This is a genomic window from Pseudomonas sp. NFACC16-2 (genome assembly GCF_900119205.1).
GTDB classification, from domain to species: Bacteria; Pseudomonadota; Gammaproteobacteria; order Pseudomonadales; family Pseudomonadaceae; genus Aquipseudomonas; species Aquipseudomonas fluorescens_Q.
On the sequence record NZ_FPIX01000051.1, the window covers coordinates 1 to 17,593 of the forward strand.

13 protein-coding genes are annotated in these 17,593 nt (G+C 62.4%); 6 read left to right on the forward strand and 7 right to left on the reverse strand.

Features of this window, described 5'->3' with window-relative positions:
- Window positions 1-341 precede the first annotated feature (341 nt).
- The 4 genes from BT116_RS26680 to BT116_RS26695 are packed head-to-tail and all read right to left on the reverse strand — an operon-like array spanning window position 342 to window position 5,199.
- Window positions 342-1,205, reverse strand: coding sequence for an efflux RND transporter periplasmic adaptor subunit (locus BT116_RS26680; RefSeq protein ID WP_063324497.1), 864 nt, complete (start codon window positions 1,203-1,205; stop codon window positions 342-344).
- A gap of 10 nt (window positions 1,206-1,215) precedes the next feature.
- Window positions 1,216-1,416 (reverse strand): DUF1656 domain-containing protein, encoded by a 201-nt coding sequence (locus tag BT116_RS26685; RefSeq protein ID WP_072348487.1) that lies wholly within the window; start codon window positions 1,414-1,416, stop codon window positions 1,216-1,218.
- The gene (locus tag BT116_RS26690; protein ID WP_072348529.1) at window positions 1,406-3,622 is read right to left on the reverse strand and encodes an FUSC family protein; all 2,217 of its coding nucleotides are present in this window, start codon (window positions 3,620-3,622) and stop codon (window positions 1,406-1,408) included. The genes BT116_RS26685 and BT116_RS26690 overlap by 11 nt, the downstream gene beginning before the upstream one ends.
- An 11-nt stretch (window positions 3,623-3,633) precedes the next feature.
- Window positions 3,634-5,199 (reverse strand): efflux transporter outer membrane subunit, encoded by a 1,566-nt coding sequence (locus BT116_RS26695; RefSeq protein WP_072348490.1) that lies wholly within the window; start codon window positions 5,197-5,199, stop codon window positions 3,634-3,636.
- Window positions 5,200-5,515: 316 nt separating this feature from the next.
- On the opposite strand from BT116_RS26695, the gene BT116_RS26700 reads away from it, so the two are divergent.
- Window positions 5,516-6,484 carry a LysR family transcriptional regulator gene (locus BT116_RS26700; protein ID WP_003205334.1) on the forward strand — a complete coding sequence of 323 codons (969 nt, stop codon included), beginning with the start codon at window positions 5,516-5,518 and terminating at the stop codon, window positions 6,482-6,484.
- A 28-nt stretch (window positions 6,485-6,512) separates the two neighbouring features.
- Here BT116_RS26700 and BT116_RS26705 read toward each other — a convergent pair whose 3' ends face one another.
- Window positions 6,513-6,770 (reverse strand): hypothetical protein, encoded by a 258-nt coding sequence (locus BT116_RS26705; protein WP_072348492.1) that lies wholly within the window; start codon window positions 6,768-6,770, stop codon window positions 6,513-6,515.
- Window positions 6,771-7,004: 234 nt separating this feature from the next.
- On the opposite strand from BT116_RS26705, the gene BT116_RS26710 reads away from it, so the two are divergent.
- The 5 genes from BT116_RS26710 to BT116_RS26735 all read left to right on the forward strand — a co-directional run bounded on the left by BT116_RS26710 (window position 7,005) and on the right by BT116_RS26735 (window position 15,049).
- Complete coding sequence (locus BT116_RS26710) at window positions 7,005-8,162, forward strand: efflux RND transporter periplasmic adaptor subunit (RefSeq protein WP_072348493.1); 1,158 nt, start codon at window positions 7,005-7,007, stop codon at window positions 8,160-8,162.
- A complete protein-coding gene (locus BT116_RS26715; RefSeq protein WP_072348495.1) occupies window positions 8,159-11,275 on the forward strand; it encodes a multidrug efflux RND transporter permease subunit in 3,117 nt (1,038 codons plus the stop codon). The genes BT116_RS26710 and BT116_RS26715 overlap by 4 nt, the downstream gene beginning before the upstream one ends.
- 9 nt (window positions 11,276-11,284) lie before the next feature.
- Window positions 11,285-11,968 carry a heavy metal response regulator transcription factor gene (locus tag BT116_RS26720; protein ID WP_027911423.1) on the forward strand — a complete coding sequence of 228 codons (684 nt, stop codon included), beginning with the start codon at window positions 11,285-11,287 and terminating at the stop codon, window positions 11,966-11,968.
- Entirely contained in the window at window positions 11,955-13,322 is a 1,368-nt protein-coding gene (locus BT116_RS26725) for a heavy metal sensor histidine kinase (RefSeq protein ID WP_072348497.1), read from the forward strand. The genes BT116_RS26720 and BT116_RS26725 overlap by 14 nt, the downstream gene beginning before the upstream one ends.
- A gap of 230 nt (window positions 13,323-13,552) precedes the next feature.
- A complete protein-coding gene (locus tag BT116_RS26735) occupies window positions 13,553-15,049 on the forward strand; it encodes a sensor domain-containing diguanylate cyclase (RefSeq protein ID WP_072348500.1) in 1,497 nt (498 codons plus the stop codon).
- 292 nt (window positions 15,050-15,341) lie between these two features.
- Here the strand turns inward: BT116_RS26735 and lpxC are convergent, their stop codons facing one another.
- Window positions 15,342-16,253 carry a UDP-3-O-acyl-N-acetylglucosamine deacetylase gene (gene lpxC, locus BT116_RS26740; protein ID WP_003178240.1) on the reverse strand — a complete coding sequence of 304 codons (912 nt, stop codon included), beginning with the start codon at window positions 16,251-16,253 and terminating at the stop codon, window positions 15,342-15,344.
- 112 nt (window positions 16,254-16,365) lie between these two features.
- On the reverse strand, window positions 16,366-17,559 hold the full coding sequence (gene ftsZ, locus BT116_RS26745) for a cell division protein FtsZ (protein WP_072348503.1): 1,194 nt from the start codon (window positions 17,557-17,559) through the stop codon (window positions 16,366-16,368).
- Window positions 17,560-17,593: the final 34 nt, after the last annotated feature.

A 17,593-nucleotide genomic window follows, 5' to 3' on the forward strand; every position in this document is an offset into this window, starting at 1 on the left:
GCTGGCTGCCCAAGGGGTTGCTGGAGAAGGGGTTGATGAAGCGGTTTGGGTTGGGTGGATCGTTGTAAGGGATGGAGGGATAACAGGCTTAAACCTTCATCCCGAGGACATGGTTAACACCTGTGGCGAGGGGATTTATCCCCGCTGGGCTGCGAAGCAGCCCCAAACCAGGCAACACGGTGTACGAGTCGAAACCGCATCAGTCAGATGACGACTGCTGCGCAGCCGGACGGGGATAAATCCCCTCGCCACAGGGATTTGGGTGCACATGGAACTCATGCCCACCGCTTCCACAGGAATGGGGGTGACAAGCCTTTTTGTCCCCCCCTGCCAGCGTCGCCTCAGCGCTCGGTTTGTGGCTCGACCACCACCGTGCAAGTCATCCCCGCCGCCAACAGCACGCCATCGGGCACTTCATCAAGATGAATGCGCACCGGCACCCGCTGGGCCAGGCGAACCCAGTTGAAGGTCGGGTTCACGTCGGCGATCAGTTCGCGGCTTTCGGGGTTGTCCCGATCGTAGATGCCGCGGGAGATGCTTTCCACATGCCCCTTGAGCATCTCACCGCTCATCAACTGCAACTGCGCTGAATCGCCGACCCGCACCTTGGGCAATTTGGTCTCTTCGAAGAAGCCATAGACCCAGAACGAATTCATGTCCACCACGGCCATCTTCGCCTCGCCGATGCGGGCGTAGTCGCCACGGTGCACATTGAGGTTGGTGACGTAGCCGTCCACCGCCGCACGGACTTCGGTGCGCGACAGGTTCAGCTCGGCGGCTTCCAATTGCGCCTGGGCCTGCTGGTAATCGGCCAGGGCCGAGTCGGCGATGTTGCTGGCGTCGTCGCGGTTTTCCCGGGAGATCACCAGGCTGTCCAGGTCGGCACGGCGATGGGCGTTGACCTTGCGCATCTCCCAGGTGGCTTTGCGCGACGCCACCAGGGAGCGAGCCTGCTTCACGGCGATGCGGTAATGCTCAGGATCGATGCGCATCAACAGGTCGCCCTTTTTCACCGATTGGTTGTCGCGCACCGGCACTTCGACCACCTCGCCACTGACATCGGCGGCCACATTGATGATGTCGGCCCGAATCCGCCCATCGCGGGTCCAGGGTTCGTTCATGTAATGGACCCATAACGTACGACCGATCCACAACGCCAGGGCCAGAACCAACAGCGTCGCCAGCAGGCTGAAAAACTTTCTCATCGCATCGATCTCAACGGTAGACCGTCAGCGCCAGCGCGCCGAACAGACAGGTAAACAGACTCAGGCGCAGCAACGCCGGGTGCCAGAAAAAGCGGTACAGGTCCAGCCCCGACAGGAAACGGTCCAAGGCCCAGGCCAGGCCGGCGGCAATGAAAAACAACAAGGTCATGGTGGGCATGTACACACCATGGAAGGCGATCTCACGGGGCATGTTCAGGTTCCTGGGAAAGCGGTGTGGCAGGTGGCATGGCATGCGGTATGACATAGCCGGCCAATGGCGATTGCGGGTCCAGCAACGAGGTGCGAATGAAATGCAGGTAGCTTTTCACCCGGCGCAGGGCCGAGGTGTCGAAATGCGGGGCGAAGGGTTCGTCGGTGGCCTGCACGCGGCCGATGGCATGGTCCACCGCCACCAGGGCACGTTCCAGATTGCTCTGGCTCGGTTGGCGGAACAGCCGCACCAGCGCCCGCCCCATCACACGAATCGCCTGGCGCCACGGTTGGCTTTCGGCATACGCCGGATGCACCGGTAAAATCGCCTGTTCCTTGCGCAACTCGATAATCGCGTGGCCGACCTCCAGCACCACGAACATCCAGCGCAGCAAGTCCCGTTGCACCCGCGGCTGCCCCGCCGCCAGCCCGTAGGCCTGATGCAGCAAGTCGCGGGTACCACTTTCGAAGCTCGATGCCAGGCCCTTGAGCTTGCCACTGATGGCAAACACCACTTGCTCGCGCAAATCCTGCTCGAGCCGGCGCCACAACCAGCGACTGTTGGGCGGCAGGATGATTGCCCCGGCCGCGGCACACACCAGCATGCCGAGGATCATCGCGATGTAATCGTTGATGAAGGCGTAGGGGTTGTAGACCGTCAGGTTGTCCGGCACCGAACCGGTGCTGAAAAAGATCAGCAGCCCCAGCCCGACCCCGGCGTATTTCGGCCGCGAGCTGAGGAACGAACCGAGCATGATCACCGGCGCCAGCATCACGCAGAGCAAAGGGAAGCCGTCGATCAGCGGGAAGATGAAGAACATCTCAACAAAGCCGATCAACGCCCCGAACAACGTGCCGCAGGCCATCTGGAAAGCCATGCGCTTAGGGTTCGGCGTCGCGGCCGACAAGCCCACGGTGGCGGCGGCGATCATCGTCATGGTCGCGCCGCTCGGCCAGGCCGTGGCGACCCAGTAACTGCCCAGCACCAACAGGATGAAGGCGGCGCGAACACCCGATGCCGTGGCGGCCAGCCAGTTGGTCTGCGGCACGAACGGTTCGTCCCAGCGTTCACGTTCGTGGCGATGATCGGCCAGCGAGGCGTGGGTCAGGGCATAGCCGTGCAAGTCGTCGACGAAGCGATAAAGCAGTTCGTAGGCGGTATGGAAATCCAGTTGCTGCCCATCACTGGGCGCCGTTTCCTGGAACAGCGCCCGCAGCCTTCGCACCTGGGCCGGCAGCTCGGCCTTGTACTCGGCCAGCGCCGCCGCCAGACGGGCCGCATCGGCATCGGTCAGGGCGCGGCCACTGAAACCGTCGAGCAGTTCGGCCAACGTTTGCAAGCCCGGCTTGATGGCGTCTACCACATGATCCGCGGCGCTGCCGCGCAAGCGCTCCAGCAATTGGTGCAAGGCGTTGAAGCGGGTGGTGATGCCCATGAATTCGCTGTTCATGCGACTGAGCCGGCCGTTGCGCCGGCGCATGTGCGGGTCTTCGAACACGGTCACGCTGCGCAGGCTTTCCAGGCCTACCGCCTCGGCGATGAAGCCGACGTTGCGCGCCTCGAATACCTCCCGCTTGCTGCGTCCACGCAAACCGTCGGTGACGAACAAGGCGAACACCCCAAAGCGCTGGTACAAGGCATTGCGCATGGCGGCACTGGCGGTTTGCGGCAGGATCGCGGCGCTGACCAGGGTGGAGCAGAGAATTCCCAGGGAAATCTCCAGCACCCGCCAGACCGCCGCCATGAACGCGCCTTCCGGATGGGCCAGGGCCGGCAGGCCGATCATCGCCGCGGTGTAGCCGGCCAGCACAAAACCATAGGCCCGGAAGTTGCGATATCGCGCCGCCCCTGCCGAACAGAGGCCAACCCAGACCGCCAGGCAAGCGAGGAACGGCTCGGTGTTCTGGGCAGACAAGGCGATCAGCGCCACCATCACCGCCGAGCCGGCCAGGGTGCCAAGGAAGCGGTAGAAACTCTTGGCGAACACCTGCCCGCTCTGGGGCTGCATGACAATGAACACGGTGATCATGGCCGTGCGCGGTTGCGGCAACTCCAGGCGCATCGCCAACCACAAGGTCAGGAACGCGGCAAACAGGACCTTGAAGATATAGACCCAGGTCACCCCGTCACTGCGGGCCCAGTCGAAGAACCCCCGGCGCCATTCAAGACGGTACAGCCAGCGTGCGGGGGCAAGTAAAGACGTCACAGGAAAAGGACTCAGCATCGTGGCGAGGGAGCTTGCGCCCGCTTGGGCGCGCAGCACCCACTTGAGGGGACTGCCGCGCAGTCCAGCGGGAGCGAGCTCCCTTGCCACGGGGCATGGCTCAAGTCAGGGCTGTCGTTGCCGGCCTCAAGCCCGCCCCCCAGCGCCGTTACCAGGTCGGCATGGGCGCTCAAGCGCGCCGCCTGCACTTGCTGTTGCACCTGTTGCTGCTTGAACAACAGGCTTTGGGCGTTGAGCACGTTGAGGTAGTCGGTGAGCCCGCGCTGGAACGCCACCATTGCGATGTCGTAGGTGCGCTGGGCTGCGGCCACCGATTCGGCAGCGAAAGCCTGCTGCTTGTCCATGGATTGGCGGCGGATCAGCTGGTCGGAAATGCCCTTGAGGGCGTTCACCAGTGTCTGGTTGTAGTGCGCCACGGCGATGTCATAACCGGCCGCCGCCTCGCCCAGCTGTGAACGCAAGCGTCCGCCGTCGAAGATCGGCAACGTGATCGCCGGCCCGACGTTGTAGGTGAGCTTCTTGCCCGTCAAAAACTCCAGCGCCCCACCGCCAGTGGCCATGTAGCCGAGGCTACCCACCAGGTCGACATTGGGATAGAAGCCGGCCCGGGCCACATCGATACCCCGGGCCTGGGCCGTTACTTGCCAACGCCCGGCAACCACATCCGGACGCTGGCCGAGCAGTTCGGCGGGCAAGGCCGACGGCAGTTTCAAGGGCGCGCCGAGGGCCAGGGTCGGACGTTGCAATTGCGCGCCCTCTCCCGGCCCCTTGCCGGCCAGGGCCGCCAACTGATTACGACTCAAGGCGATGGCTTCGTCCAGCGCGTCGAGTTGGCGATGGCTCTCGGGCACTGGTGCCTGGGCCTGGCTGACTTCGAAATGGGTGCCGATGCCGCCGTCCAGGCGCTTCTGCGCAAGGTCGAGAATCTGCTCTTGTTGGTGGAGGGTCGCGGCGACGATATCGCGCTGGGCGTAGTGCAGCGAAAACTGGACGTAGGCACGCACGATGTTGCTTTGCAGTTCCAGTTGCGCCTGGCGCGCCTCTGCGACACTGACATGGGCCAGGTCAACCGCCCGTTCGCTGGCATTGCGCTCGCGGCCCCACAGGTCCAGGGCGTAGCTCAAGCCCAGGGCGGCATTGTTGTCCCAGGTCGTGGTGTCGGCCAGCTCGCCCGGGCCATAGAACTGATCGGTGGGCCAGTTATGGCGCTTGAGGGTCGCCTCGCCATTGATCTGCAGCGACTCGGCGGCCTCGGCGACCCCGGCCATGGCCTTGGCCTGGCGCACTCGCGCGGCGGCCATGGCCAGGCTCGGGCTGTCCTGCATGGCCAGGTCGACCCAGCGATCCAGCTGCCGATCGCCATAGGCTTGCCACCACTGGCGGGTGGGCCAGTGGGCGTCGCGAGCCGCCTCGCGGATGGCGGCATCGGTGGCCAGTTGATTGGCCGGCAGTACCTGGCTTTGCGGCCCAATCCCGCCTGTCCCGATGCAACCGCTGATGGTTAATGTCAGAACCCAAACACTGAAAGTCTTCAGCTCTCTGCTGATGCAACGCGGCACTTGCGCAAAATTCCTGAGATGGAGCATGACGACGAGGATGGCGGCCTGTTAACGCAAAACTTGTGGGAGCGAGCGTGCTCGCGATGGCGTCCGAACATTCACCTCAGGTGTTGAATGTGATGGCCTCATCGCGAGCAAGCCCGCTCCCACAGGAATCAGTGACCCAGGATTGGTGGCAATTCTAGGCATCGCCCTACCTGGCGATAAGCCGACCTTTCTGTGAATCTTTGTTACCGTTAACGCGATAATCCATTAGTCGGGTCCCGCTGCTCTGTAACTTCGTGTCACAATTTGCCACCTCCCAAGAGAGCCCTCCATGGACACCTTGCAAAACATGCGCGCGTTCAGTTGTGTTGCCGAAGCTGGCAGTTTCACCGCTGCCGCCGCGCAACTGGACACCACGACGGCCAACATCTCGCGCGCGGTTTCCAACCTGGAAGCCCATCTGCAAACCCGCCTGCTCAACCGCACCACTCGCCGCATTGCCCTGACCGAGGCGGGTAAACGCTACTTGTTGCGTTGCGAGCAGATCCTGGCGTATGTCGAAGAAGCGGAAGCCGAGGCCAGCGACGCCCATGCGCGACCGGCCGGGCAATTGAAGGTCCACACGATGACCGGCATCGGCCAGCATTTCGTGATCGACGCCATCGCCCGTTATCGCAAGACCCATCCGGATGTGACCTTCGACCTGACCCTGGCCAACCGCGTGCCGGACATCCTCGACGAGGGCTACGACGTCTCCATCGTGCTCGCCAGCGAGTTGCCGGATTCGGGCTTCGTCTCCCAGCGCCTGGGGATCACCTACAGCATCGTCTGCGCATCGCCCGCCTATGTGAAAGCCAGCGGCTGCCCGCAAAAACCCGGCGACCTGCTCAACCACGCCTGCCTGCGCCTGGTCAGCCCGGTCATTCCGCTGGAAAAATGGGTGTTCGACGGCCCGGAAGGCCAGGAGATGGTCACCATCAACAGCTCACCGTTCCTGGTGAATTCCGCCGATGCGATGAAAACCGCGATCACCAGCGGCATGGGCGTGGGGGTATTGCCGGTGTACGCGGCCATCGAAGGCCTGCGCAACGGCACGCTGGTGCGGGTCATGCCCAACTACCGTTCCCAGGAACTGAACCTCTATGCCATCTACCCGTCGCGCCAATACCTGGATGCGAAGATCAAGACCTGGGTCGAGTACCTGCGAGGCTCGTTGCCGGAAATCCTCGCGGCGCACCAGTCTGAGCTGGCGGCTTACGAATTGAGTGGAAGCCTGGCAGGCGCACGGGTCGCGAACTGAAGTCGCCCTCCGTGCGTGAAGGATGATGTCAGCGCTTGCCCATCGAACGACGCGTGCCGGGAGGCGCGGCGCCCGGGGTCTTGGTATGGCCATTCTTCGCGCCGTTCTTGTACCACGGCTGCTGGCCGGCGCCCTTGGCCGCAGCCAGTTCACCGGGTTTGAACGGGAATTTGAAGGCAGGGATCGCCGCTTTGGCGTCCTCGGCGCAGGAAACATCGTTGTCGGACAAATCGGCCTGTTCGCCGCCGGGGAGTTCATCCGCAGGCGAAGGTGTCGGGGAAGTCATGTAAGGCTCCGGGTCATGCATGCAAGTCGGGCCCGAAGGGCGAGCCGCGAAAGGCGGCAGTATACCTGCCCGATATCACCGCGCGCAGGGCAGTTTCATTGGCACGACATTCATCTGACGGCAAGCCAGGACAAAACTGACAAGCCTGTCAGTTAGCCGTCACCTTCCTGACCGGCTCGCAACGCTATATAAGAAAGCTCAAACTCTTGCGTCTCGAACCGGCCCTTCATATCCATGCACACCCAGAAGAAAACCGTCCTGCTCGTCGTGCTGTTGGTCGCCCTGGCGGCCCTTGTCCTCTGGTTTGTGTTCAGGCCCGTGACCGCCAAGCCCAGCGCTCCCGCCGCCGTTCCGGTGCGAGTCGTCAGCGTGATGCAAAAGGATGTACCACGCTTTGCCAGCGGCATCGGTACGGTCCTGTCGCTGCACAGCGTGGTCATCCGGCCGCAGATCGACGGCATCCTCACCCAGCTGCTGGTCAAGGAAGGGCAACTGGTCAAGAAAGGTGACCTGCTGGCGACCATCGACGATCGTTCGATCCGCGCCAGCCTCGACCAGGCCCGGGCCCAGCTCGGCGAGAGCCAGGCGCAGCTGGCGGTGGCCCAGGTCAATCTCAAGCGCTACAAATTGCTGAGCGTCGATGACGGCGTCTCGAAGCAGACCTACGACCAGCAGCAGGCGCTGGTCAACCAGCTCAAGGCCACCGCCCAGGGTAACCAGGCGGCCATCGACTCGGCGCAGGTGCAACTGTCCTACACCCAGATCCGCTCCCCGGTGAGCGGTCGCGTCGGCATTCGCAATGTGGATGAAGGCAACTTCCTGCGCACCAGCGACGCCGAAGGCCTGTTCACGGTGACCCAGATCGACCCGATCGCCGTGGAGTTCTCCCTGCCCCAGCAAATGTTGCCCACCTTGCAACGCTTGATCGCGGCGCCCGAGCAAGCCTTGGTCAAGGCCTATCTCGGTGCCGATGGCGCTAGCGGGGAACTGCTCGGCGAGGGGCGCCTGAGCCTCATCGACAACCAGATCAACGCCAACACCGGAACCCTGCGGGCCAAGGCTGAATTCGACAACGCCGCGCAACGGCTGTGGCCCGGGCAGCTGGTGACGCTGAAGATCCAGACCGCCCTCGACAAGGACGCCCTGGTGGTGCCTCCCACCGTGGTCCAGCGCGGGCTGGAGCAACACTTCGTGTACCGGATCAAGGGCGACAAGGTCGAGAGCGTGCCGGTGGTCATGGTTTACCAGGACAGCGACATGCACATCATCAAAGGGGTGAACGCTGGCGATCAACTGGTGAGCGATGGTCAGTCACGGCTTAAGCCAGGCAGCCACATCCAGGTACTCAGTGACCCGCCCGCCCTGGCCAAGACTGCGGAGCCGCAACCGTGAAGGGCCGCGGTTCGGTTTCAGCGTGGTGTATCGACCACCCCATCGCCACGGTGCTGCTGACGTTTGCCCTGGTACTGCTGGGCGTGATCGCGTTTCCTCGCCTGCCCGTCGCGCCGTTGCCGGAGGCCGAATTCCCGACCATCCAGGTTAACGCGCAGTTACCTGGAGCCAGTCCCGAAACCATGGCCTCGTCAGTGGCGACGCCGCTGGAAGTGCAATTCAGTGCCATTCCCGGCATCACCCAGATGACCTCCAGCAGCGCCCTGGGCTCGACCAACCTGATCCTGCAATTCAGCCTCGACAAAAGCATCGACACCGCCGCCCAGGAAGTGCAGGCGGCGATCAACACCGCCGCCGGCAAACTGCCCAACGACATGCCGAACCTGCCGACCTGGCGCAAGGTCAACCCCGCCGACAGCCCGGTGTTGATCCTCAGCATCAGCTCCTCCCTGATGCCCGGCACCGAGCTGAGCGACTACGTCGAAACCCTGCTCTCGCGCCAGATCAGCCAGATCGACGGCGTAGGACAAATCTACATCACCGGCCAGCAGCGTCCGGCGATCCGGGTCCAGGCCTCGGCTGATCGACTCGCCGCCATCGGCCTGACCCTGGCGGACATCCGCCTGGCGCTCCAGCAGGCCAGCCTCAACCTGGCCAAGGGCGCCCTGTACGGCGATTCGAGCATTTCCACCCTGTCCACCAACGACCAGTTGTTCCAGCCTGAGGAGTACGGTGAGCTGATCGTGTCCTACAAGGACGGCGCACCGGTTCACCTCAAGGACATCGCCAAGGTCGTCAACGGCTCGGAAAACGCTTACGTCCAGGCCTGGTCCGACAACGAACCAGGGGTCAACCTGGTGATCTTCCGGCAACCGGGGGCGAACATCGTCGAGACCGTCGACCGCATCCAGGCGGCCCTGCCCACCCTGCAAGCCATGCTGCCCGCCGCCGTACAGGTCAAGGTACTGATCGACCGCACCCAGACTATCCGCGCCTCGTTGCACGAAGTGGAGATCACCTTGCTGATCGCGGTGCTGCTGGTGGTCGCGGTGATGGCGCTGTTCCTGCGCCAGCTCTCGGCGACCCTGATCGTCTCGGCGGTGCTGGGGGTGTCGCTGACCGCCAGTTTCGCCCTGATGTACGTGATGGGTTTCAGCCTGAACAACCTGACCCTGGTGGCGATCGTCATCTCGGTAGGGTTCGTGGTGGACGATGCGATCGTGGTGGTGGAGAACATCCACCGACACCTGGAGGCCGGCGACGGCATGCGCGAGGCGGCGATCAAGGGGGCCGGCGAAATCGGCTTTACCGTGGTCTCCATCAGCTTCTCGCTGATCGCCGCGTTCATTCCGCTGCTATTCATGGGCGGCGTGGTCGGGCGCCTGTTCAAGGAGTTCGCCCTGACCGCCACCTCGACCATCCTGATCTCGGTGGTGGTGTCCCTCACGTTGGCGCCGACCCTGGCCGCGTTGTTCATGCGCGCCCCGGTCCATCACGCCCATGGCAAGGCGGGGTTCGGCGAACGCCTGCTGGGCGGGTATGAGCGGGGCCTGCGCAAGGCCCTGGCCCATCAGAAACTGATGATCGGCGTGTTCGGCCTGACCCTGTCACTGGCGGTGGTGGGCTACGTGTTCATTCCCAAGGGGTTCTTTCCGGTACAGGACACCGGCCTGGTACTGGGCACCAGCGAAGCCGCCGCCGATGTGTCGTTCCCGGACATGGTCGCCAAACACAAGGCCCTGGCCGACATCGTCGCCGCCGACCCGGCGGTGCAGACCTTCTCCCATTCCGTCGGTGTTTCGGGCAACAACCAGACCATCGCCAACGGCCGTTTCTGGATTGCCCTCAAGCCCCGGAGCGAGCGGGACGTGTCGGCCAGCGGCTTCATCGACCGAATCCGCCCGCAATTGCTGAAAATCCCCGGTGTAGTGCTGTACCTCAGGGCCGGGCAGGACATCAACCTCAGCTCCGGCCCCAGCCGCGCCCAATATCAATACGTGCTCAAGAGCAACGACGGGCCGAGCCTCAACGCCTGGACGCAAAAGCTCACCGACAAGCTGCGCGGCAACCCGGCGTTCCGTGACATTTCCAACGACCTGCAACTGGGCGGCAGCATCACCCACATCAACATCGACCGCAGCGCGGCGGCGCGCTTCGGCCTCACCGCCACCGATGTCGACCAGGCCCTGTACGACGCCTTCGGCCAGCGGCAGATCAATGAATTCCAGACCGAGACCAACCAGTACAACGTGATCCTGGAACTCAATACCGCGCAGCGGGGCAAGGCCGAAAGCCTGGCGTATTTTTACCTGCGTTCCCCCCTGAGTGGGGAAATGGTGCCGCTCTCGGCCCTGGCCCGCTTCGATGCGCCGAGCAACGGCCCGCTGTCGATTGCCCACGACGGCATGTTCCCGGCCGCCAACCTGTCGTTCAACCTGGCGCCCGGCGTCGCCCTGGGAGACGCTGTGCGCCTGCTCGACCAGGCGAAGAACGAAATCGGCATGCCCGCCGCCATCACCGGTAATTTCCAGGGCGCGGCCCAGGCCTTCCAGAGCTCGCTGGCGAGCCAGCCATGGCTGATCCTCGCCGCACTGGTGGCCGTGTACATCATTCTCGGCGTGCTCTACGAGAGTTTCGTGCACCCGTTGACGATCATTTCCACCCTGCCCTCGGCCGGCCTCGGCGCGCTGATCATGCTCTGGCTGTTGGGCCAGGATTTTTCGATCATGGCGCTGATCGGGCTGGTGCTGCTGATCGGGATCGTCAAGAAGAACGGCATCCTGATGATCGACTTCGCCCTCGACGCCCAGCGCAACAAAGGGTTGGCGCCCCAGGAGGCGATTTTCCAGGCGTGCCTGACACGCTTCCGGCCGATCATGATGACCACCCTGGCCGCCCTGCTCGGTGCCTTGCCGCTGATGCTCGGCTATGGCCCCGGCGCGGAGCTGCGCCAGCCCCTGGGCATCGCGGTGGTGGGCGGCCTGCTGGTGAGCCAGGCGCTGACGCTGTTCACCACGCCGGTCATATACTTGTGGCTGGAGCGACTGTTCCATAGGCCCGCCCATCAGCCAGGGTCGGCGCCGACGGCGGCGCTGGCGAGCACAGACCACTGAGGCAGGGCCATGCGCGTTCTGATTATCGAAGACGAAGAAAAAACCGCGGACTACCTGCACCGCGGCCTGACCGAACAGGGCTATACCGTGGACGTGGCGCCGGACGGCATCGAGGGGCTACACCTGGCCCTGGAAACCGACTATGCGGTGATCGTGCTCGACGTGATGCTGCCGGGCCTGGACGGCTTCGGCGTACTGCGGGCCCTGCGCGCCCGCAAGCAGACACCGGTGATCATGCTCACCGCCCGGGAACGGGTCGAGGACCGCATCAAGGGCTTGCGCGACGGCGCCGATGACTACCTGGGCAAGCCTTTCTCCTTCCTCGAACTGGTGGCCCGCCTGCAAGCCCTGACCCGCCGCAGCGGCGGCCATGAGCCGGTGCAGGTGAGCATCGCGGACCTGTGGATAGACCTGATCAGCCGCAAGGCCACACGGGCCGGCCAGCGCCTGGACCTGACGGCCAAGGAGTTCTCCCTGCTCAGCGTCCTGGCCCGCCGCCAGGGTGAAATCCTCTCGAAAACCGCCATTGCCGAAATGGTCTGGGACATCAACTTCGACAGTGACGCCAACGTGGTGGAAGTGGCGATCAAACGCTTGCGAGCCAAGCTCGATGGGCCGTTCGAACAGAAGTTGCTGCACACCATTCGCGGCATGGGTTATGTGCTGGAGAGTCGCAGCGATGACCGTCCCTGACAGCATCGCCCTGCGCCTGAGCGGCATGTTCACGCTGGTGGCGGCGCTGGTGTTCCTGTTGATCGGTGGCGCTTTATACCAGCAGGTCGGCAAGGGCCTGGGCCTGCTGCCCGAAGCCGAGCTCGATGCCCGCTACAGTGTCCTGGAGTCCACCGTCGGCCGCTACGGCACGCCTGAACACTGGGTGAAGATCAACAACAAGCTGCGACTGCTCGGTGAAGAAGACAAACGCATCCATTTCTGGATCGTCAGCGACGATCCGCGCTTTGAATACGGCGCTCCCGATGCACAGATCCGCGCCTTTGCCCAAGGCGCCCTGGGGAAGCGCGACCTGACCTTGCCCCATCGGCACTACCCGATGAAAGTATTGGTGAGCCAATTCCCGGCCAAGGACCAGCGTCCGCCGCTGCGCTTCATGATCGGCATCGACACCCAGACCTTCTACCAGACCCAGCATCGCCTGCTGGTGGCGCTGGTGAGCCTGGCGATTGTCGGTGTGTTCCTCGCTTCGTTGCTGGGCTACTGGGTCGCGCGCATCGGCCTCAAACCGCTGATCAAGCTGTCCGAGGAAGCCCGACGCCTGGCCCCGCCCCGCCTGTCCGGGCGCTTGCAGCTATCGCCCTTGCCGCCGGAGCTGAGCCAGTTCGTCAGTTCCTTCAACGCCACCCTCGACCGAGTCGAACAGGCTTACTCGCGGCTGGAATCGTTCAACGCCGACGTCGCCCATGAATTGCGCTCACCCCTGACCAACCTGATCGGCCAGACCCAGGTTGCGCTGACCCGTGGACGCTCGGCCGAACACTACTTCGAAGTGCTGCAATCGAATCTCGAGGAGTTGGAGCGGCTGCGTTCGATCATCAACGACATGCTGTTCCTGGCCAGCGCCGACCAGGGCAGCAAGGCCACCAAGTTGACCAGCGCATCCCTGGCCGGCGAAGTGGCGACCACCCTCGATTACCTGGACTTCATTCTCGAAGATGCCCAGGTCCAGGTCCGGGTCAGCGGCGATGCCCAGGCCAACATCGAGATCGCCCACTTGCGACGGGCGCTAATCAATCTGCTGAGCAACGCCGTACAGCACACCGCGCCCGGGCAAGTGATCGACGTGCGCATCGAAGCCCTTGGCAACCAGATCACCCTCGCGGTCACCAACCCCGGCGAACCGATTGCCAGCGAGCACCTGCCACGCCTGTTCGAACGCTTCTATCGCGTCGATGCCTCGCGCAGCAACAGTGGCGCCAACCATGGGCTGGGGCTGGCCATCGTCAAGGCAATCGCGCTGATGCATGGCGGGGACGTATTCGTGCGCAGTGACCGGGGCGTTAACACGTTCGGGATCCGCTTACCGGCCTGAGGCCTCCACGAGGTTCGATCTTTCCAGCATTGAATGCTGGGCGAAAGCCAACTCGATCAAAATCGACAGATCGCAGCCTTCGGCAGCTCCTACCCAGTTATTGCGCAAACACTGATTGCCCGCCCTCACCGATCCAAGCACAATCAGCAAAAGGCCAGCATCTGGTTCATTGCCAGTTTGCAATCCTTTGGGACGGAGCCCAGCCATATCATAATGCAGACATCGGACCCATGAGCGCGCGCAGTGCGACACCCGGCAACACCCCGTCTTCGATACGTTCAGAACGGGTACTCGTACTGGCCAGTTCGCTGGTTGTCATTGCCATCCTGAGCATCGTGACTTTCCTGCTGATTCGCGAACATGCCGCCGCACAACAGGCAGCCACACGTGCGGCGACCAATATCGTGCAGCTGATTGACGCCGATGTACTGCGTAATGCGGAGCTCTACGATCTGTCGCTGCAAGGCTTGGTCACGGCCGCCAAACGCGAAGACCTCAAAGACGTTTCGCCGGCGATCCGCCATTTGGCGCTATTCGACCGCGCCACCGCCGCCCCCTATAAAGGCGATATCCTGCTGCTGGACAAACGCGGCGATGTGATCGCTGACTCCGCCTCGATCACGCCGCGTATAGGCAACTATGCCGATCGGGAGTATTTCCAGTCCCATATCCAAGATCCAAACCCGGGCATGATGATCAGCCGCCCGTTTCGCTCCAGAAGTCATGGGCAGGAATGGCGCATCAGTTTCAGCTATCGAGTGAGCGATGAACGGGGTGAATTCATGGGCGTGGCCGAGGCCGCGATGCGCCTGAGCTACTTCAACCAATTGTTCAAGAGCCTGAACATTGGTCATGGCGGCACGGTCAACCTGATCAGCCGCGACGGAGTCCTGCTGGCCCAGGAACCGCCTCTGGCTGACAACATGATTGGCAAGGATTTCAGCAACCGACCGAACTTCGTACGCATCCTGCGCGAAGGCAATGGCAGCTTTGCCGGCATCTCCAGTGTCGACCAGACCCAGCGCCTGTACACCTTTTCCCAGGTCGGCAACCTGCCATTGATCGTGGTGGTGGCGCTCTCTTCTCAAGAGGTGTTCGCGTCATGGCAACGCACGGCCTTGTTGGTCAGTTGCGCGACCGGCGCGCTGTGCATCGGTTTGCTCTGGCTCACCTGGCTGCTGCGCCGCGAATTACGACGCCGCTACAGAGCTGAACGGGAATTGGCCCAACTGGCGTCCATCGACGCCCTCACAGGACTGGCCAATCGACGAACACTGGACGAGACGTTGCAACAGGAATGGCTGCGCGCCCAACGTTCGGGCCAACCGTTGTCTGTGCTGATGATCGATGCCGATCACTTCAAGACATTCAACGACCGCCATGGCCATCAACGGGGTGACGAGGCCTTGCGAACCTTGGCTCATCTGATCAGCCGGCATGTCCGCCGACCGGCCGACCTGGCGGCACGCTACGGGGGCGAAGAGTTCTCGGTGGTGTTGCCGGAAACCACCACCGCCGGTGCGTTCACCATGGCCCAGAACATTCGCGAAGCGGTTGAACAGTTGCTACCTGTGGCCGATGGGGAAGCGCCGATGACGGTCAGTATCGGCATCGCCACTTGGGTAAACGGGCCGTATGGCGAGCTCCAACAACTGTTGTTCGCCGCGGACAAGGCGCTTTACCAGGCCAAGGCCAGTGGGCGTAATCGTGTGGTTTGCGCGATGTGACACCGGAACACCCAAAGGCGATGGGCATGACGCCCTCTGTGCATGGATAGGATGCCCTCTGGGTAGGATAGGGCGCTCTTGTGGCGAGGGGATTTATCCCCGCTGGGCTGCGAAGCAGCCCCAATGCAGACGACTCAATCAGCCTGGCGCACCGAGTTGCAGTGGGTGGGACTGCTGCGCAGTCCAGCGGGGATAAATCCCCTCGCCACAGGGGCTCATCTGATCCCCAGGAAACAGCCATAAAAAAAGGCCGCCCAAAGGCAGCCTTCAAAAACTAGAGAGGTTTTTTTGCCTACACGGCCGCAACAGGGCGCATGTAAGAGATTGGTGCGGTGCTGGCGTCTTCGAACGTCACGACTTCCCAAGCATCTTTCTGCTCAATCAACTTGCGCAGCAGCTGGTTGTTCAGTGCATGGCCGGACTTGAAGCCCTTGAACTCACCAATCAGGCTATTGCCCAGCAGGTAGAGGTCGCCGATTGCATCGAGGATCTTGTGCTTGACGAATTCGTCTTCATAACGAAGGCCGTCTTCGTTCAAGACACCATCGGAATCGACCACGATCGCGTTTTCAACACTGCCGCCGAGTGCGAGGTTGTGCTTGCGCAGGTACTCGATGTCACTCATGAAACCAAAGGTACGGGCGCGGCTGACTTCTTTAACGAACGAAGTGCTGGAAAAATCCACGCTTGCACTCTGGGTGCGGTCACGGAAAACCGGGTGATCGAAATCGATCTCGAAGCTCACCTTGAAACCTTCGAAAGGGACGAAAGTGGCGCGCTTGTCGCCGTCTTCCACGGTCACTTCCCGCAGGATGCGGATGAACTTCTTGGCTGCGTCCTGCTCTTCCAGGCCAGCCGATTGAATCAGGAATACGAAGGGTCCGGCACTGCCATCCATGATCGGGACTTCGGACGCGGAGAGCTCGACGTAGGCGTTATCGATGCCCAGGCCAGCCATGGCCGAGAGCAAATGCTCCACCGTATCCACTTTGGTGTCACCGTTGACCAGAGTGGTCGACATAGTGGTTTCACCAACGTTTTCCGCGCGAGCAGGAATCTGCACCACAGGGTCGAGGTCGGCACGACAAAACACAATGCCGGTATCGATAGGCGCGGGCTTGAGGGTCAGGTAGACCTTCTCGCCGGAGTGCAAGCCGACACCTGTGGCACGGATAATATTCTTCAGGGTGCGTTGTTTAATCATGGCATGGGCCGCTTCAGCGCAAATTGCGAACTGGTATCAACAAAGGCTGGCGATGATAGCAGACCAGACCTTTGCTGAACACCAATCACCCGTATCCCCCTGATACATTTCATCAATCGGCCTGACGACGCAGGAAAGCCGGGATGTCCAGGTAATCCAGATCGTCTTGCGGATTCATCTTCGCGGCAGTCGCAGTACCGGCCTGGGCCTGGTTGCGCATGACGGTCGGACGGTCCAGGTCACGGTAGTTCACCGCAGGCGCTTCCTGACGCGCAGCCACTTGTTGTTGCGGTTGCGAAGCCATGGAGGTGTGAACGGTGTTGTCGATGACCTTCACAGGCTTCTCGATTTTGGCGCCCAGACCGGTGGCAACCACGGTGACGTGCAGCTCGTCGCGCATGTCCGGATCGATAACGGTACCGACCTTGACCATCGCGTGCTCGGAAGCGAAGGCTTCGATGATGCTACCCACGTCGGAGTACTCACCCAGGGACAGGTCAGGACCGGCGGTGATGTTCACCAGGATGCCGCGTGCACCTTGCAGGTTCACGTCTTCGAGCAACGGGTTGCGAATGGCCGCTTCGGTGGCCTCGCGTGCACGGTTCGGACCGCTGGCGCAGCCAGTGCCCATCATCGCCATGCCCATTTCGCTCATGACCGTCCGTACGTCGGCAAAGTCGACGTTGATCATGCCCGGACGCTTGATGATGTCGGAGATACCGCGAACGGCACCGGCCAGTACATCGTCAGCCTTGGCGAAAGCCGACAGCAGGCTGGCGTCTTTACCGAGGATGGTCAGCAGCTTCTCGTTGGGGATGGTGATCAACGAGTCGACGCTTTCAGACAGCAGACGGATACCTTCGTCGGCGATCTGCATACGCTTGCGGCCTTCGAACGGGAACGGACGGGTCACCACCGCAACGGTGAGGATCCCCATTTCCTTGGCCACTTCGGCAATGATTGGCGCCGCACCGGTACCGGTACCGCCGCCCATGCCGGTGGTGATGAACACCATGTTGGTGCCTTGCAGGACTTCTGCGATGCGCTCACGGTCTTCGAGGGCGGCCTGACGACCGACTTCAGGGTTGGCACCGGCACCCAGGCCTTTGGTCACGCCAGTGCCCAGTTGCAGGATGGTCCGCGCGCCGATGGATTTCAGCGCCTGGGCATCAGTGTTGGCGCAGATGAACTCAACGCCTTCAATGTTGCTCTTGACCATGTGGTTGACAGCGTTGCCGCCGCCACCGCCGACACCGATTACTTTGATAACCGGGCTAGCGGGGATGTTGTCTACGAGTTCGAACATTTTCCCTCTCCTTTCATTCTCTAGTTTTTTCGCC